Raw genomic sequence first — 17,412 nt, forward strand, 5'->3', positions numbered from 1 at the left:
CGGGCCCTTGCCTTTTCAGCGACAGGCCCTTGTAACCGGAACCTTCTATGCTACATCACGCACCGGACGATTTCCAGCGCTGCCGCAGCCCACCAATCTTTGTCAGGATCTTGCATGCCAACAGACAACCCGCCCGTCATCACCCGTTTTGCGCCCTCACCCACCGGCTTTCTGCATATTGGCGGTGCACGCACTGCTCTGTTCAACTGGCTCTTTGCCAGGGCCAATGACGGCAAGATGCTGCTGCGTATTGAGGATACCGACCGGGAGCGCTCGACGGATGAGGCCGTGGACGCGATCCTGGACGGGCTGTCCTGGCTTGGCCTTGACTGGGACGGCGAACCGGTTTCCCAGTTTTCACGCGCTGCGCGTCACCGTGAAGTGGCCGAAAAGATGGTTGCAGACGGCAAGGCCTATTACTGCTTTGCGACCCCGGAAGAACTGACGGAAATGCGCGAAAAGGCACGCGCGGAAGGCCGCCCTCCGCGGTATGATGGCCGCTGGCGAGACCGCGACCCTTCCGAAGCCCCTGCCGGTGCCAGGGGCGTCATTCGCCTGAAAGCTCCCGTCGAGGGAGAAACCGTGGTCGATGACAAGGTTCAGGGAGAGGTCCGCTTCCCCAACAAGGACCTCGACGATCTGGTGCTGCTGCGCTCGGACGGTTCTCCCACCTATATGCTGGCGGTCGTTGTCGACGATCACGACATGGGGGCTACCCACATCATCCGCGGCGATGACCACCTGACCAATGCTGCCCGCCAGACCCTGATCTATCAGGCATTGGGATGGCAGGTTCCGATCATGGCCCACATTCCGCTCATTCACGGGCCCGATGGCGCCAAACTCTCCAAGCGCCATGGTGCGCTCGGGGCGGAAGCCTATCGCGCCCTGGGCTATCTGCCGGAAGCCTTGCGCAACTATCTGGTCCGCCTTGGCTGGGCTCATGGCGACGACGAGATCATCTCCACCGAAGAAATGATCGAGTGGTTCGGTTTTGACGGGATGAACAAGGCTGCCGCCCGTTTCGATTTTGCCAAACTCGAAGCGCTCAACGGCCATTATATCCGTCATGCCGATGATGCCTATCTTGCCGACAGCATCGCCCGCATTCTGCCGGAGATTGATGTTGACACGCCGCTTGGAAACAACCTCGAACCTGCCGAGCGGGATGTGCTTGTCGCTGCCATGCCTGGGCTCAAGGAACGCGCCAAAACACTGGTCGAACTGATCGACAGCGCGGCCTATCTTTTCATAAAACGCCCGCTTCCCTTCGAGGAAAAAGCCCGGCGCATTCTCGATGAAGGGGGCAGCGACGTGCTGCGCAAGCTGACACCGGCACTGGCCGCACTTGAGCAATGGAGCGCCGAATCAACCGAGCAGGCCGTGCGTGATTTTGCCGAGGCAAACGACCTGAAACTTGGAAAAGTCGCCCAGCCCTTGCGGGCGGCTCTCACTGGCAGAACCATATCGCCCGGCGTCTTCGACGTGCTTGCCGTGCTTGGAAAAGAAGAGTGCATTGCCCGTTTGCAGGACGTGATTTAAGCTTGGAAAATACGGCCCTGCCGGCTCTCGTGTACACAACTATACGCCATCACCCGCTTTTTACTTTCTGATAACTTGAGTGTGGCGGGGAAATGGGATACGACACGCGTGTACGGAATGCTGCATTGCGGCATCACCATCTTGAAGCGGTGTATTCCCGACGTTCAAAGTGGCAGTAAAGACGCGTGGTTTCAGGACTTGAGCGCCGGAAGCGACGATCAAGGTATGTGAGAAGAGGATCAGATCATGACGGAAAAAACAGCAAAGCTTACCATCGGCGACGAAAGCTGGGATTTTCCGGTCAAGGCTGGAACCCTCGGACCCGAGGTCGTCGATATCGGGGCCCTTTACAAGAACACCGACCGCTTCACCTTCGATCCCGGCTATACCTCGACCGCCTCGTGTGAAAGTGACATCACCTTTATCGATGGCGACAAGGGCGTGTTGCTGCATCGCGGCTATCCCATCGAGCAGCTTGCCGAGCACGGCGATTTTATAGAGACATGCTATCTGCTGCTGTATGGCGAACTGCCGACCAAGGAGCAGAACGAGGACTTCCACAGCCGCATCACCTATCACACCATGGTGCATGAACAGATGAACCGGTTTTTCACCGGTTTCCGCCGCGATGCGCATCCAATGGCGATCATGTGCGGCGTGGTTGGCGCGCTGTCGGCCTTTTATCACGACTCCACCGATATTTCCGATCCCCATCAGCGCATGGTTGCCTCCCTGCGCATGATTGCGAAAATGCCGACCATCGCCGCCATGGCCTACAAATACCATATCGGCCAGCCCTTCGTGTATCCCAGGAACGAGTTGGATTATGCCTCCAACTTCCTGCACATGTGCTTTTCCGTGCCGTGCGAGGAATACAAGGTCAATCCGGTGCTTGCCCGCGCCATGGACCGCATTTTCATTCTGCATGCAGATCACGAGCAGAACGCCTCGACCTCCACGGTTCGCCTGGCAGGTTCTTCCGGTGCCAATCCGTTTGCCTGTATCGCAGCCGGCATTGCCTGCCTTTGGGGCCCGGCCCATGGCGGCGCAAATGAGGCCGCCCTCAACATGCTGGCGGAGATCGGAACCGCCGACCGCATCCCCGAATTCATCGACCGCGCCAAGGACAAGGATGATCCCTTCCGGCTGATGGGTTTTGGCCACCGGGTCTACAAGAACTACGATCCGCGCGCCAAGATCATGCAAAAGACCACCCATGAGGTGCTGTCCGAACTCGGCATCAAGGACGACCCGATGCTGGAAGTGGCGATGGAACTGGAAAAAATCGCCCTGACCGATGAGTATTTCATCGAGAAAAAGCTCTATCCCAACATCGATTTTTATTCCGGCATCACGCTGAAGGCGCTTGGTTTCCCGACCAACATGTTCACGGTGCTGTTTGCCCTTGCGCGTACGGTCGGCTGGATTGCCCAGTGGAAGGAAATGATCGAGGATCCCAAGCAGAAGATTGGCCGTCCGCGCCAGCTTTATACCGGCGCGACACAGCGCGACTATATTGCGGTAGAAGATCGATAAGCCCTGCAGTAAGGCATGGAAACGAAAAGGCGCCATGGGGCGCCTTTTTTATTTGGAAGGTTTCCCGCCGGGCTGCGCCAGCCCCTCGATGATCCGGGCGCAGATTCTGCCTGGCGCCTCATCCTGTTTCATGCGTGCATGAACGAGTTTGAACCCCGCCAACTGGGCCTGCCGCGGCAGGGTATCTTCCAGCAGCGGCTCGACCAGCCGCGCAATGTATTCAGGATTGGCATATTCATTGAAACGTTCGGGGACAACAGGGCTGTCGGCGATCAGGTTGGGCAAGGCTGCCGTCCAGCCCTTGATCATGAAACGCAGGGCATAGATCGCCTTGTCCAGCTTGTAGATTGAAACCGACGGAACGCCGAACATTGCAAGTTCCAAAAGCGCCGTGCCGGAAGCAGCGATCGCTGCATCAGCGCTCTGCATGGCTTCGGCCTTGGCCTCTTCGCCGCAAACCACTTCCGGTTTGATATTCCAGTCTGTCACCTGCCGGCGGATTTCAGCTTCCAGATGCGGCACGGCAGGCAATACATAACTGGCTTTCAGCCCCCGGCGGTGAAGCACATCGACGCTTTCACGCAGCACCGGCATCAACCGGCTGGATTCGCTTTTGCGGGAACCGGGCAGCAACAGGATTTGCGGCGGGTTGGCCGGTTTTCGTTTAGTGCCCAGATCAACTGTGCCTGCAAGGCGCGATAGCGGATGGCCGACATAGGTGGTGGGCGGGCCGCCCAGCTCCGCCATCACGTCCGGTTCGAACGGTAAAATGGCCAGCACGTGATCCACATAACTGGTCATGGATTTCGCCCTGCCGGGCCGCCATGACCATACGGTCGGACAGACATATTTTACCACCGGCAGATCAGGACGGCGCGCCTTGACGCGTTTGGCAACCTGCTTGGAAAACTCCGGTGAATCGATCAGCAGAAGAACATCGGGCCGCCGCTCAAGAATGTCCTGGGCAACCCGCTTGGCCCGGGCAAGCAGGGCCGGCAGGCGGGCAACCACGCCCGACAGCCCCATGACGGCAATCTCCGAGGAATCGAACAGCGGCTTGAGGCCGCAGGCCTGCAGCTTGGGGCCGCCAAGCCCCATCGCTTCCACCGGCGTGCCAAGCGCCTTGAACTGCTCGACAAGGTCCGCGCCCAGGGCATCGCCGGAGATTTCCCCCACCACAAAATACAAGCGGAGCGGTCTTTGGGTCATCGCGGCAGGCTTTCATCGCTATAGCCGGCAACCCGTATGGCAAGGCGGCGGGCAATCTCCACCAATTCGCTGCGGCGAAGCACCACGGAACTGCCAGCCTCCACGGCAAGATAATTAAGCCCTGCTGCATGGGCAGCGCGCACCGTATCAGGCCCGATAGCCGGCAGATCGGCACGCATGTCCTGGCCGGGTTTTGCAACCTTGACCAGAACGCTCCAGTCCGGATTCGGGTTCAGGCGCTTCAGCTTGCGCAATTCGCCAAGACGGCCAATCATTGCATCGGTGCCCTCGGCCCCTTCCAGCGCTATGACACGGCCATCCTCCACGATACAGCCCTGCCCGGCATCGAGGCTGCCGGTGGCTCTTGCACCCTTCCAGGCAAGATTGAGGCTTTGCGAAAGCAGTTTCGGCATACGTCCGCGCATTGGCGGCCCGGCAATAAGTCCCTGGCCGGCAAGCAAGTCGGGCGCCACGTCCCTCACTCCGACCACCTCAATGCCCCGCGTCTTCAAGAATGCAGCAATCTTGCCAAGCACGCTGTCATCCCCGCCAAGGGTGATCTTGAGCAGTTTCGGCAGTTCGCGCAGGGTCACCAGGTCCGGTTTCAGCGCGCTGAAATCCGGGCGCCGGACAATGCCGCCTGCAAATATGACGTGGCGAACATTCTGTTTCTGCAGCAGATCAAAAAGAGATCCGAGTTGGCCGTAGGAAAGGACGCGGTCGCAGTTTTCCGCCAGTTCGCCATCCACTTCGCCGCGCACACCGACCAGCACGGGAGACAGCCCCCTGGCCATCATGGCATCCCGGATTTCGCCAGGCATGCTGCCATTGCCTGCAACAATGGCCACAGGCATGGTATTGGGGTTGAAACTTCCCGTGCTGCGGTCCGGCCGCGCGATACGGTCTGCCTCAGTCAAGTTCGTCCCGGTTCCGTGGCGTACAAAGCGCCCGGTCTGCACCGGCCTTGATAAATTCGACAATGCTTTTGACCGCGGCATTTCCGGTCAGTTCCTCCGGCAGCGTCCCCACTGCCTCTGCCAGTGGCAGACTTCCCGAGAACAGGTGTTTGTAGGCAGCCCGGGCGGCGTGAATGTCGTTGCGGCCAATGCCGGCGCGCTTCATGCCCACCAGGTTCAGGCCGCCAAGATAGGCGCGGTTACCCAAGGCCACGCCAAAGGGAATGATGTCGTTTTCCACGCCGGCCATCCCGCCGACAAAGGCATTGCGGCCAATGCGGCAAAACTGGTGAACGCCAGCGCCGCCGCCGAGGATTGCGTAATCATCGATTTTGCAGTGCCCGGCCACCATCACGCCATTGGAGAAAATGATATGGCTGCCCAGCACGCAATCATGCGCCACATGGGAGTTGGCCAGAAACACGCAATGATCGCCAATGGTCGTCCTGCTGTTGTCGCCAGCCGTACCGGGATTCATCGTAACGCCTTCGCGGATGACACAATCGGTGCCGATGGTCAGCGTCGTCTCTTCGCCCTTGAATTTCAGATCCTGGGGTTCATGGCCAATGGAGGCAAAGGGAAAAATGCGCGTACGTGCGCCAATGGTGGTAATTCCGGCCACCACCGCATGGGACAGCAGCCTGACCCCATCCCCCAGCACGGCCCGGGGGCCAACATGGCAGAACGGCCCGATTTCGACGCCCTGGCCAAGCGTGGCGCCTTCTTCCACGATGGCGCTGGCATGTATGTTTGAACTCATTGACCATCCTCTTCGGGATCGACCATCATCGCGCCGATACGCGCATCAGCAACCCTGTTGCCGTCAACAATCGCATGACAGTCGAACTTGAAGATGTTGCCGCGCTGCTTGACCTTGTTGACATGCAGTTCGAGCCGGTCACCGGGCAATACGGGCTTGCGGAACCGGCACTCGTCGATCGTCATGAAATAAACGAGTTTGCGCTTTCCGCCGGAATGCATCTTTGCGGTAATCGCACCGGCAGTTTGTGCCATCGCCTCGACAATCAGCACGCCGGGCATGATCGGCTCACCGGGAAAATGACCATTGAAATGCGGCTCGTTGACGGTGACATTCTTGATGCCGACGGCGCTGTTGTCGCCATCCATGCTTTCGATCCGGTCGATCAGCAGGAACGGATAGCGGTGCGGCAGCAGCTTGAACAGCTCGCCGATTTCGATAGGCCCGATTCCCTCTGCTTCACCCATGATACCGCTTTCCCGTTCAGTCCTGCTTTTTAGTCTTCTGCGTTGCCATCGCCTTGAGCCTCATGTTGAGGCGCACCCAGTCCTTGACCGGCATGGCAGGATAGCCGATCACCTTTTCGCCGGCGGCAATGTCGGTATGTGTCCCTGCGCCACCGCCAACCTGCGCACCGGCTCCCACCGTCGTATGACCGCCGATGCCGGCCTGGCCGGCAACCACCACATAGTCTCCAAGCGTTGCACTGCCGGCAATGCCGGCCAGCCCGACGACAATGCAGTGACGGCCCATCATCACGTTGTGGCCGATTTGCACCAGGTTATCAATCTTGCTGCCTTCGCCAATGACCGTGTCCCGGTTGGAGCCGCGGTCGATGGTTGAATTGGCGCCGATCTCCACCTTGTCCTGAATGATCACGCGGCCGATCTGGGCGACCTTGCGGTGGCCTTCCGGGCCCATGGCGAAGCCGAATCCGTCCTGACCGATCCGCACCCCGGCGTGAATGATGACCCCGTCGCCAACAAAGGCGTGGGTCACCGAGGCGCCAACGCCAACGACGCTGCCACGGCCGATTTGTACATTTTCACCGATGACGGCATTGGCGAGAATTCGGCTGCCTTTGCCGATTGCCGCTCCGCGCCCGATGACCGCGCCCGCTTCCACAATGACGTCATCTTCCAGCGCGGCTCCTTCGCCAAGATGGGCCTTGGGCGAAACCCCGCTCTCGCCGGTAACCGGCTCCGGTTTGGCAGCGGTCGGGTAAATCAGGTCCAGCGCGGCGGCATAGGCGCTATAGGGCTTTTCGTGGACCAGCGCCGCCGTCCCTTCAGGCAGGTCAGCCACATAGCGCTCTTCGCAAATTACTGCCGAAGCGCGGGTTGATGCCAGAAACCGCGCATATCTTCGATTGTCGATGAAGGCAACAGCGCCCGGCAGAGCATCCTCAAGCGGTGCAGCAGCGTTGATCGTAATTGCTGCAGCAACCGCCTTTCCGCCATTTGAAACAACATCGGCGCCGATTTTTTCGGCCAGCTCCCCCAGGCCGTGTGGCGTGATCGCAAAAAACGAATGACTAGACATGGAACGGCTCGAACGGGGCTCGAAGGTTGGTATGGGACAGCGGTCCGGAAATGACAAAGGGGCGCGGCCCGCCCCCTTGCAGAATGGCTTGCACGCGCTTGCCTAGAAACTCGTGCTCACCCCGAAGCTGAAGCGGCGAAGATCGTCATACTTCTCGCGGACGATCGGCTCTGCATAGTCGAAACGCAAGGGCCCGAAGGGAGAATTCCAGATGATCGACGCACCAATGGACGCCCGCATGGCATTGTCATTGACATCACCAAGTGCCGAGGATGTGGTGCCATGGGCTGCGGCGATTGCCTTCTTGCCGCCGCTGTCGACGCCCCAAAGCGTTCCGGCGTCGGCAAAGAATGCCCCGCGAATGCCGTAGGTTTCAGGCAGGAAGGGTGCCGGGAAGTTCACCTCTGCAGTGGCATTCCAGTAATACATGCCGCCCAGGGCATCGCCGGTCACCGGATCGCGCGGGCCAAACCCGTTGTTTGAGAAACCCCGGATGGCGCGCCCGCCCTGGAAGAAGTTGTCGAGGGTGCGATAGCCGCTATTGCCGCCAAAGGCGGTGTTTGCACCCGCACGGCCCTGTATCATGCCGACGAAATCAAAATCCTCGGACAGGGTGGCGAATGCCTGCCCTTTTACTTCGGAAGTCAGATAGGTGGCATCGCCCCCTGCTCCGAATGCGGTCTGCGAGAATTCCAGGCGCACGCCGTCACGCGGCGTGATCGAATTATCCAGCGTGTTGTAGGTCCAGGTGTAACCAAAGCCGGAGCGCGTCCAGTCCGTCGGCGAGTTCGGCGGTGTTAGCGCTGCCGACAATTCACCCTTTGCATCACCCTGTGTTCCGGCAGTATCGAGAAGGTCGGAATCGATGTCCGTGGAACTGTCATTATAGGTATAGAATACCGAAACGCCGCTATGTTCGGTAAGCGGGAGGCCGAGGCGCAACGACCCGAAGGTCGTGGTTGAGCCGTAGCGGCGGCTGTCTGTATCACCACGCGAATTCCGTCCGATATCGAACCCTGCCGACATCCGGTAACCGAGGAAATAGGGTTCGGTAAACGACAGGCGGTAGTTTTCTTCCGCTTCGCCGAAGCTGGCGGAAATCCGCAACAACTGGCCACGGCCCATGAAGTTCTTTTCGGTAAAGGCAATCTCGCCCAGCGCACCGCTGGAAGAACTGTAGCCGCCACCCACGGAGAAGTCTCCGCTGGCTTTTTCCGCAACCCTTACGACGACAACCACGCGGTCGGCCGAAGAGCCCTGGCGGGTCGAAATCTCGACGCGCTCGAACAGGCCCAGTCCCTCAAGCCGTTTCTTCGACTTCTGGATGAATACCTGATTGAAGGCATCGCCTTCGGAAATGTCGAACTCGCGGCGGATGACATAGTCCCGCGTCATGTCGTTGCCGATGATGATGATGCGCTCGATATAGGTCCGTGCGCCCTGATCGATCAGGTAGGTAACGTCGATCGTGCTGGAATTGAAATTACGATTGCCCCGCGGTGCCACGTCGACAAAGGCATATCCCTGGGCTGCCACCGCCTCGGTCAGCGCGATAATCGAGTTCTCGACCCTTTCCGCGCTGTAGGTTGTGCCGGGCTTGGTTTTCAGCTTCGAGTAAAGCGCCTCGGTATCGACACCATCAAGGGTCGATTCGATGGCGATGTTGTCGAAGGTGTACTTGGTACCTTCATCCACCGTGATGGTGATGTTGTATTCGTTGCTCACCTCATCCAGCACAGCCGACGTCGAGAGAATCTGGAAGTCGGCATAACCGTTGTTGAAATAGAAACGGCGCAGCTTCTCTTCGTCGGCGGCAAGCTTGTCGGGATCGTAGATATCATCGTTCCGCAGCCAGCTCAGCAGGTTCGTGCGCTTGGTGCTCATGACCTCGCGCAGACGCCCGGCGCGGAATGCATTGTTGCCGACAAAGGTGACCGAGCGGATTTTCGTCTTGCCGCCTTCATTGACCTTGAAGACGAGGTTGACGCGGTTGTTGGCGAGCGGCACCACTTCGGAGGTGATGACAGCATCGCCCCGCCCTGCCCGCGAATAGGCTTCCTCGATGATCGAAACATCGGAAGCCACCGTGTCCGGTGAGAAAATTCCCCGCGCCCGGGACTGGATCATGCCGGCCAGCGGCTCATCCTTGAGGCGCTTGTTGCCTTCGAAAAACACCTCGTTGATGGTGGCGTTCTCGTCGACCTCCACAACCAGCGTCGAACCGGACTGATAGATACTGACATCGGCAAAAAGCCCGGTCGCAAACAGGGCCTTCAGCGATGCATCAATATCAGCGTTGGTAAAGCGCTGGCCCGGTTCGATCGTCAGAAACGATTTAACCGTGTCGGAATCCATTCTGGTATTGCCGCGCACGGTAATCGCGCTGACAACCGCAGCTTCGGCGATGCTTGCGGTTGCAAGCGAGCCGGCAAGAAACATGCCGCCCCCGCTTACCGCGATTGCCACAGCCAGCATGGCCATTCTGACCATGGATAACAGCCTAGAAAATCCCCTCACAGGAGCCTCTCAGTCATTTTTACTCGTCCCTGCCCCGCGCCCGGCAGCTCTGCCGATACTCCAACATTTTCAAGCGGCACAATTTCCCCAGTGTCGCCGAACGGTTGAAGCAGCATCTGCCTGCACACAAAGCGCATGCGCGTGCGACCGGACAGAATCCGGTTTAGTTAACAAACCTTTTACAAGGATTTGCGCCCCGCGCAACCACTCTAGAGCAAAGATTTTCGGTAATTTGTCAATCTGTTGCCGATTCGCCATGGCAATTTGCAACCTTGGTTAACCCTTGCTGAAAGCGCACCGCGAAGCCAGCGGTCCAAGGTGCGGTTTCGCACCATATTGCGGCAATGTGCCGGGCTTCGGCGCTGCTTGCCAGTCAACACCGTCGCGCCTCTGCAATGAAATGTTACCGGCATGACCGGCGGGCAGCCCTCCATTTGCCCTGGCGGTGCATTCCGCTTTTACTGCAATATCCGGCTGATATCGTTCCAGGTGGCGAAAACCATCAGCATCAGCACCAGGCTAAGCCCGATCCTGAACCCGAATTCCTGTGCCTTTTCAGTCAGCGGTTTCCCCCTCACCGCCTCGATGGCATAGAAAACCAAATGCCCGCCATCCAGCATGGGAATTGGAAAAAGGTTTAAAAGTCCAATACTTACAGACAAGACGGCAACGAGATTCATCAACGCTGCTGCCCCTACCGTGGCAACCTCGCCGGAAACCTTGGCAATGCGGATCGGCCCGCCGAGCTGGTCTGCGGACTGATGGCCGATGACGATATCCTTCAAATAGACCATCGTTGTGCGAACAATGAACCAGGTTTCCCACGTTGCCTGACCGATTGCCTCGACCGGTCCTGAATAGACGACCTTAGATGTCTCCTCGGTCGGCGAATTGATGATCCCGATCATGCCGATGTCCGACTTGTTGCCGAAGCGGTCGGTGCGTTCCTCACGCTGCGGCGTGACGACCAGCGTTTTCTCGATGCCGCCCCGGTCAACCACCACCGTCAGTTCGCGTCCCGGATTGGGGGCGACAATCCGGGGAATGTCGGTAAACGATTCGATCGCTTCTCCATTGATCGAAACCACCACATCGCCGCGTTCGAAACCTGCCTCCTGGGCCGCACCGCCCGGTACGAGGTCGGAAACCACCGGTTCGGAAACAAACCGGCCGATAAACGTAAAGCTGATGGCAAAGATCACGATCGCCAGGATGAAATTGGCAATCGGCCCGGCGGCAACGACTGCCGCCCGCTGTCCCACGGATTTGTGGGGGAAGCTGTATTTTCTCTCTTCCTCGTTCATCGCATGGGTATGTTCGAAATCCGGGCTGGAAGCTGCGTCCGCATCGCCAAAAAACTTGACGTAACCGCCAAGCGGGATCACCGACAGTTTCCAGCGGGTCCCGAGCCGGTCGGTATAGCCGAGGAGCTCGGGCCCGAAGCCGACGGAAAAAGCCTCCACCTTCACCTTGTTCCAGCGCGCCACGAGAAAGTGGCCCAGTTCATGGAAAAAGACGACAATGGTCAGCACGGCAAGGAAGGGCAGGATATAACCGAAAAACGAGATCGATGGCGCAGGCAGGGTTTCCATGAGGATATCCGAATCGGAGTTGGCCGGTGAACGGCTTTTGGCATCTGAAGCTTGTCCTCACCTGTTTTTCAAACCGTAGCGGCCGGAAAAACGGCGGTGAGAAAGGCAAGTTCGCCAATGGGGCGGGTTGCCCGATGATCTAGTGAAGACCCATTCTGGCGTCAACGTGGCAAACTGAAGAATGTCTGCGCAAAACCGGCTGTCAGCGGATCGGAGCGAAGGCCGGCCGGCGCCAGCAGAACGGCGATGGTCCAGGCAAGTGCTATGGCGAAGATGAAACCGTCGATCCGGTCAAGCACACCGCCATGACCGGGAATTAGATTGCCGGAGTCCTTAAGATCGAAACGCCGCTTGACCCAGGATTCGAACAGGTCGCCTGCCTGCGAGGCAAGCGAAAGCACCAGCGCCAGTAAAAGAGCAGCCCATCCGGGCGTAAAGCCGAACGCAAAAACCAGCACGGCGGAAACCGCCATGGCGCCGGCAAGACCGCCGGCAAACCCCGACCAGGTCTTTTTCGGCGAGATGGCCGGTGCAAGCTTCGGCCCGCCAATCCCCTTGCCGGCAAAATAGGCAAAGCTGTCGGCACCCCACACACAGGCAAAAACAAACAAAATGATGAAAAAACCATTCTCGCCAGCGCGCATGTCAACCAGGGCGATGAAGGGAAACCCTGCGTAAACCACCGCCACGCTGCCCCAGATGGTGCGGCGGATGACAAATTCCCACAGTGCGATCAGCACGGCGCCGCCGGCGACCAGAAAAATGCCATTGCCCGGGCGCCCCACCAGATAGCTGGCGTATAACAGCACCAGCAGAACGGCTGCGCCTGCGGCAACCCGCAGCGGCAGCTCCTGTTTCACCATGTTCCTGAATTCCCAGAAAATCAGTGCCGAAAAAACGACCGCCAGCAACAAAAACGTTTTGCCGCCAATCCAGGTGCACCAGACGGAAAAACCGGCCAGCAGGGCTGCCGAAACGATGCGCAGCGGAAGGTCGGAATACCGTCCCCAGCCGGAAACCTTGCTGTTTTCGTCCATTCTCCCCCGCTTTGTTTGCGCATCGCGGCATTGCCGGTTCGGCCGACACCCCAATGCGCCAGCTAGTTGCGGACCGCCGTTTCCTCGCCGCTGCCCTCCGCAAGCCCCCCATACTTGCGCTGACGGGCGGCAAACTCCTCCAGCGCCGCAGCCAGATCTTCAGCGTTCATGTCCGGCCATTCTTTGTCAACGAAAACAAACTCAGAATAGGAAGATTGCCACAGCAGAAAGTTGGAAAGCCGCTTTTCGCCGGCTGTGCGCAAAATCAGATCGGGGTCGGGAATGCCGGCGGTAAACAGGGACGAATCGAGCAAGGTTTCGTCGATTGCTTCGACGTCCAGTTCGCCGCGCTTAACCTGGGCCGCAATATCGCGTACCGCCTGCACGATTTCCTGGCGGGCGCCGTAATTAAAGGCGATGATCAGGGTCTGCGCGGTATTGTTGCAGGTCAGGTTTTCGGCCTCATCGAGAAGGCTCAGGATATCATCGGGAACATTTTGCCGTTCGCCGATGACCCGTATCTGAACATTGTTCTGGTGCAGTTCGGCAAGATCGCGGCGGATGAAAATTCTCAGCAGCTTGAAAAGTTCGTTGATCTCATCCCTCGGCCGTGACCAGTTCTCGGTCGAGAAGGAATAGAGCGTCAGATAGGCGATGCCCAGTTCGCGTGCAGCCTTGACGATGGTGCGCACTGCCTCAACGCCCTTGCGGTGCCCGTGATGGCGCGGCAGGCCGCGCTTTCGCGCCCAGCGGCCATTCCCATCCATGATGATTGCAAGATGACGGGGTGGCTGCTGCAAAGCGCTACCGGCTTGTTGGCTTTGCGTTCCCCGCATGTTTTGTTCGCCTCATATCCCGTGAAGCCCCAAGCCCGAAGACAGGCCGTCAGACCTGCATGATTTCGGTTTCCTTCTGGGCGATGGCCTCATCGACCTTGCCGACCATTTCGTCCGTCAGCTTTTGCACCTTGTCGGAAAGCACATGGGCATCATCCTTGCCGATATCGCCATCCTTCTCCGCCTTCTTTACCGCTTCCATGCCGTCGCGGCGGACATGGCGGATGGCAACCTTGGCGTTTTCCGCATACTGATGCGCAACTTTGACCAGTTCGCGGCGGCGTTCCTCATTGAGTTCAGGCAGCGGAATGCGAAGGTTTTGTCCGTCGACGACGGGATTAAGGCCCAGTCCCGCCTCCCGGATCGCCTTTTCCACTGCACCAACCATGGACTTGTCCCATACCTGTACCGACACCATGCGCGCTTCCGGCACGTTGACGGTACCGACCTGGTTGATCGGCATGGACTGGCCATAGGCCTCAACCATGACCGGATCGAGAAGGCTTGCTGAAGCGCGGCCCGTGCGCAATCCGGCAAGGTCATTCTTCAGCGAGGAAATCGCACCTTCCATCCGCTTGTTGATATCGTTGAAATCGATTGCGTCCTCAGACATTGCCACGCTTTCCTTCTACTGGTGCAATTCGGGCCCAAAACCAGCCTGCCCGATTGCCGAAACAAAACCCGGATGGACCTTGCAACCTGCTGTTTTCACCGGACAATGATTAAGGTCCGGTACAGGTTATTCCATCAATTCGTGACCGTAGTGCAGCGGCCTTTTCCTTGCAATATGCGAGCAAGTTCGCCTGGCTCTTGCAGGGAAAAAACCACAATCGGAATATCGGCGTTTCTGGCAAGGGCAACCGCCGCCTGATCCATCACCTTCAGCCCCCGTGCCAGCACGTCATCGTGTGAGATCGTGTCGAACCGTTGGGCATCCTCATCGGTCTTGGGATCAGCAGAATAGACCCCATCCACCTGGGTACCCTTGAACAGGGCATCGGCGCGCATTTCGCTTGCCCTCAGGGCAGCGGCCGTATCGGTGGTAAAAAACGGATTGCCGGTACCGCCGGCGAAGACCACCACACGGCCTGCTTCCAAATGGGATTCCAATCCCCTTTGGGTGAAGGTTTCACAGAACTCCGGCATCTCCACGGCACTCAGCACGACGGCATCGAGCCCTGCATCATCGAGCGCCATTTTCAGTGCCTTGGCGTTCATCACCGTTGCCAGCATGCCCATGTGATCGCCGGTTACCCGGTCTGCGCCCTTTGCAGCCAGCGCAATACCGCGAAAGATGTTGCCGCCACCGACAACGATCGCAACGCCTACGCCGAGCTGAACGGCCTCTTTCACATCGCCTGCAATGCGTGCCGTCATCGCCGGATCAATGCCAAAGGACTGGCTGCCCATCAGCGCCTCGCCCGAAACCTTGAACAGCACGCGTTCATACCGCGGTTTCGCCCCGCCTTTCGGACCCGATGCGCGCTTTTCCGACTTTGCCATGTATGTGAATCATCCCGGAATTGATGCTGTCCTGCGATACACGAAGGGCGCCCCGTTGTCACGAAGCGCCCTTCATTATCCCGTTCGCAAATGCGATCAGGTCAGTTCTTTGCCATCGAAGCGACTTCGGCTGCGAAGTCGTCTTCCTTTTTGTCGATGCCTTCGCCCAGCGCCATGCGGACAAAGCCCTTGAGCGCGATCGGTGCGCCGGCATCCTTCTCGGCGTTCTTGATCGCCTGCTCGACCTTGGTTTCGCCGTCGATGACGAAGGTCTGGGACAAAAGAACGCTTTCCTCGAAGAACTTGCGCATGCGGCCTTCCACCATCTTCTCGATGATTTCAGCCGGCTTGCCGGATTCAGCAGCCTGCTCGGTATAGATGGCGCGTTCACGATCGGCCACATCGGCCGGAATCTCTTCCTTCGTGGCGGCCAGCGGGTTGGTAGCAGCAACATGCATGGCAACCTGCTTGCCGATGGCCGCAAGCGCAGCAGGATCGCCTTCAGATTCCAGCGCTACCAGAACACCGATCTTTCCAAGCCCCTCACCGGCGGCGTTGTGCATGTAGGTCGCAACCACGCCCTTGTCGACCGACAGCCTGGCTGCCCGGCGCAGGGTCATGTTTTCGCCGATGGTTGCAATCGCATCCGTCAGCGTGTCAGCGACCGACTTCTCGCCACCGGCAATCTGCGCAGCGGAAATGGCTTCCACCGATCCATCGGTGCCAAGTGCCGTTTCAGCGGTTCTGCGGACAATGTCCTGGAACTGTTCGTTCTTGGCAACGAAGTCGGTTTCGGAGTTGACTTCCACCAGCACGGCGGCAGCATCACCCTGGGCCATGCCGATCAGGCCTTCGGCTGCAACCCGGCCGGATTTCTTCTCGGCCTTGGCTATGCCCTTCGAGCGCAGCCAGTCCATCGCAGCTTCAATATCGCCATTGTTCTCGGTCAGCGCAGTCTTGCAGTCCATCATGCCGGCGCCGGACTTCTCACGCAGTTCTTTTACCAGGGAAGCGGTAATGGTCATCTTCTTGTCCTTCCTTGCCATGCCAACCGTCTGGCATTCTGTGAGAATGCACATTGTGACGGAACTGGCAGGTTTTTGTGACAGCAGTGCTGCCGCAGCATTTGCGGCTTTCGCCGCCATATGGTGTTTACGGCGCCCGGCCGCAATAGCAGCCGGGTCCGGGCCGTCCGGGCGCTTTAGCCCTTGACGATTTCGGCAGCCTGGCTGCGCCAGTCGGAAATCTGGTCGGCCGAGAACGGCATCGCGTCATCAATGCGTTTTACATCGTCATCGCTGAGCGCTGCAATCTGGGCAAAGGTGGTAACGCCCTGTTCGTTGAGCTGCCCCATGGCGACCGGGCCGATGCCCTTGATCCTGGTAAGATCATCGCCTTCGCCTTCAGGCGCTGAAAACAGCGGCGCGGCAGCAGCTTCTCCGCCGTCGGCCGGTGCTTCTTCAGCAGCCGCTTTTTCTTTTGCAGGCTTTTCGTCGGCAGCCTTCTCGGCGGCTTTCTCCTCTGCTGCAGGTTTTTCTTCAGCGGGCTTTTCTTCCGCCACCGGCGCTTCAGCGGCTGCGGCAGGAGCTTCTGTAGCTGGAGCAGCAGCTTCGCCAGCGGGCGCTGCAGCAACGGCTTCCTCAACCGGTGCTTCAGCCATGGCGCCGATATCAACCCCGGCAGATCCCTGCTGGCGGGCAATGCCGTCAAGGGCCGCCTTGGCGATCAGATCGCAGTAAAGCGCAATGGCGCGCGAGGCATCATCATTGCCCGGGATCGGGTGGTCGACCATGTCGGGATCGCAATTGGTGTCGAGAACGGCAACGACAGGAATTTTCAGCCGGCGCGCTTCGTCGACGGCGTTCTTTTCCTTGTTGGTATCGATAACGAACATCAGGTCCGGCGTTCCGCCCATGTCCTTGATGCCGCCAAGCGCGCGCTCCAGCTTGTCGTGTTCACGCGACAGCATCAAGCGCTCCTTCTTGGTCAGATGTTCGGCTTCAGCGCCTGCCAGCATTTCTTCCAGCTTGCGCAGCCGCTTGATCGAGTTGGAAATCGTGTTCCAGTTGGTCAGCGTGCCGCCGAGCCAGCGGTGATTGACATAATACTGGGCGGATTTCTTGGCTGATTCCGAAATCATGTCGGAGGCCTGGCGCTTGGTACCGACGAACAGCACCCTGCCGCCATTGGCCACCGTGTCGGACACGATCTTGAGTGCCTGATGCAGCAGCGGCACCGACTGTGCCAGGTCAATGATATGCACGTTGTTACGCTTGCCGAAAATGTAACGGTCCATTTTCGGGTTCCAGCGATGTGTATTGTGGCCGAAGTGGGCGCCAGCTTCCAATAGCTGGCGAAGGCTGAACTCGGGCAGCGCCATGA

General features: G+C 58.8%; 15 protein-coding genes. 2 read left to right on the forward strand and 13 right to left on the reverse strand.

Annotation, left to right across the window (positions count from 1 at the left end; all coding sequences use genetic code 11):
• Window positions 1-114: 114 nt before the first annotated feature.
• Together gltX and gltA are read left to right on the forward strand one after the other, a co-directional pair.
• Entirely contained in the window at window positions 115-1,542 is a 1,428-nt protein-coding gene (gene gltX, locus BVL55_RS07680) for a glutamate--tRNA ligase (RefSeq protein WP_075996388.1), read from the forward strand.
• 246 nt (window positions 1,543-1,788) lie between these two features.
• Window positions 1,789-3,078 carry a citrate synthase gene (gene gltA, locus BVL55_RS07685; RefSeq protein WP_075996389.1) on the forward strand — a complete coding sequence of 430 codons (1,290 nt, stop codon included), beginning with the start codon at window positions 1,789-1,791 and terminating at the stop codon, window positions 3,076-3,078.
• A 48-nt stretch (window positions 3,079-3,126) separates the two neighbouring features.
• Here the strand turns inward: gltA and lpxB are convergent, their stop codons facing one another.
• The 13 genes from lpxB to rpsB all read right to left on the reverse strand — a co-directional run bounded on the left by lpxB (window position 3,127) and on the right by rpsB (window position 17,410).
• Window positions 3,127-4,287 (reverse strand): lipid-A-disaccharide synthase, encoded by a 1,161-nt coding sequence (gene lpxB, locus BVL55_RS07690; RefSeq protein WP_075996390.1) that lies wholly within the window; start codon window positions 4,285-4,287, stop codon window positions 3,127-3,129.
• On the reverse strand, window positions 4,284-5,204 hold the full coding sequence (locus BVL55_RS07695) for an LpxI family protein (protein WP_162841468.1): 921 nt from the start codon (window positions 5,202-5,204) through the stop codon (window positions 4,284-4,286). The genes lpxB and BVL55_RS07695 overlap by 4 nt, the downstream gene beginning before the upstream one ends.
• Window positions 5,197-6,003 (reverse strand): acyl-ACP--UDP-N-acetylglucosamine O-acyltransferase, encoded by an 807-nt coding sequence (lpxA, locus tag BVL55_RS07700; RefSeq protein WP_075996392.1) that lies wholly within the window; start codon window positions 6,001-6,003, stop codon window positions 5,197-5,199. The genes BVL55_RS07695 and lpxA overlap by 8 nt, the downstream gene beginning before the upstream one ends.
• Window positions 6,000-6,470 (reverse strand): 3-hydroxyacyl-ACP dehydratase FabZ, encoded by a 471-nt coding sequence (gene fabZ / locus BVL55_RS07705; protein WP_075996393.1) that lies wholly within the window; start codon window positions 6,468-6,470, stop codon window positions 6,000-6,002. The genes lpxA and fabZ overlap by 4 nt, the downstream gene beginning before the upstream one ends.
• 16 nt (window positions 6,471-6,486) lie before the next feature.
• Entirely contained in the window at window positions 6,487-7,545 is a 1,059-nt protein-coding gene (lpxD, locus tag BVL55_RS07710) for a UDP-3-O-(3-hydroxymyristoyl)glucosamine N-acyltransferase (protein ID WP_075996394.1), read from the reverse strand.
• A 102-nt stretch (window positions 7,546-7,647) separates the two neighbouring features.
• Window positions 7,648-10,035 carry an outer membrane protein assembly factor BamA gene (gene bamA, locus BVL55_RS07715; RefSeq protein WP_075996395.1) on the reverse strand — a complete coding sequence of 796 codons (2,388 nt, stop codon included), beginning with the start codon at window positions 10,033-10,035 and terminating at the stop codon, window positions 7,648-7,650.
• A gap of 485 nt (window positions 10,036-10,520) precedes the next feature.
• The gene (rseP, locus tag BVL55_RS07720) at window positions 10,521-11,654 is read right to left on the reverse strand and encodes an RIP metalloprotease RseP (protein WP_075996396.1); all 1,134 of its coding nucleotides are present in this window, start codon (window positions 11,652-11,654) and stop codon (window positions 10,521-10,523) included.
• 161 nt (window positions 11,655-11,815) lie between these two features.
• Window positions 11,816-12,691, reverse strand: a complete 876-nt coding sequence (locus tag BVL55_RS07725) for a phosphatidate cytidylyltransferase (protein WP_075996397.1) — start codon at window positions 12,689-12,691, stop codon at window positions 11,816-11,818.
• Between the two features lie 62 nt (window positions 12,692-12,753).
• Entirely contained in the window at window positions 12,754-13,527 is a 774-nt protein-coding gene (locus tag BVL55_RS07730) for an isoprenyl transferase (protein ID WP_075996398.1), read from the reverse strand.
• Between the two features lie 49 nt (window positions 13,528-13,576).
• Window positions 13,577-14,140: a ribosome recycling factor gene (gene frr / locus BVL55_RS07735; protein ID WP_075996399.1), complete on the reverse strand. Its 564-nt coding sequence runs from the start codon at window positions 14,138-14,140 to the stop codon at window positions 13,577-13,579.
• 134 nt (window positions 14,141-14,274) lie between these two features.
• A complete protein-coding gene (pyrH, locus tag BVL55_RS07740) occupies window positions 14,275-15,030 on the reverse strand; it encodes a UMP kinase (protein ID WP_075996400.1) in 756 nt (251 codons plus the stop codon).
• A 101-nt stretch (window positions 15,031-15,131) separates the two neighbouring features.
• Window positions 15,132-16,055, reverse strand: coding sequence for a translation elongation factor Ts (tsf, locus tag BVL55_RS07745; RefSeq protein WP_075998012.1), 924 nt, complete (start codon window positions 16,053-16,055; stop codon window positions 15,132-15,134).
• Window positions 16,056-16,231: 176 nt separating this feature from the next.
• A complete protein-coding gene (gene rpsB / locus BVL55_RS07750; RefSeq protein ID WP_075996401.1) occupies window positions 16,232-17,410 on the reverse strand; it encodes a 30S ribosomal protein S2 in 1,179 nt (392 codons plus the stop codon).
• Window positions 17,411-17,412: the final 2 nt, after the last annotated feature.

It is taken from the genome of Salaquimonas pukyongi, from assembly GCF_001953055.1.
Taxonomy (GTDB): domain Bacteria; phylum Pseudomonadota; class Alphaproteobacteria; order Rhizobiales; family Rhizobiaceae; genus Salaquimonas; species Salaquimonas pukyongi.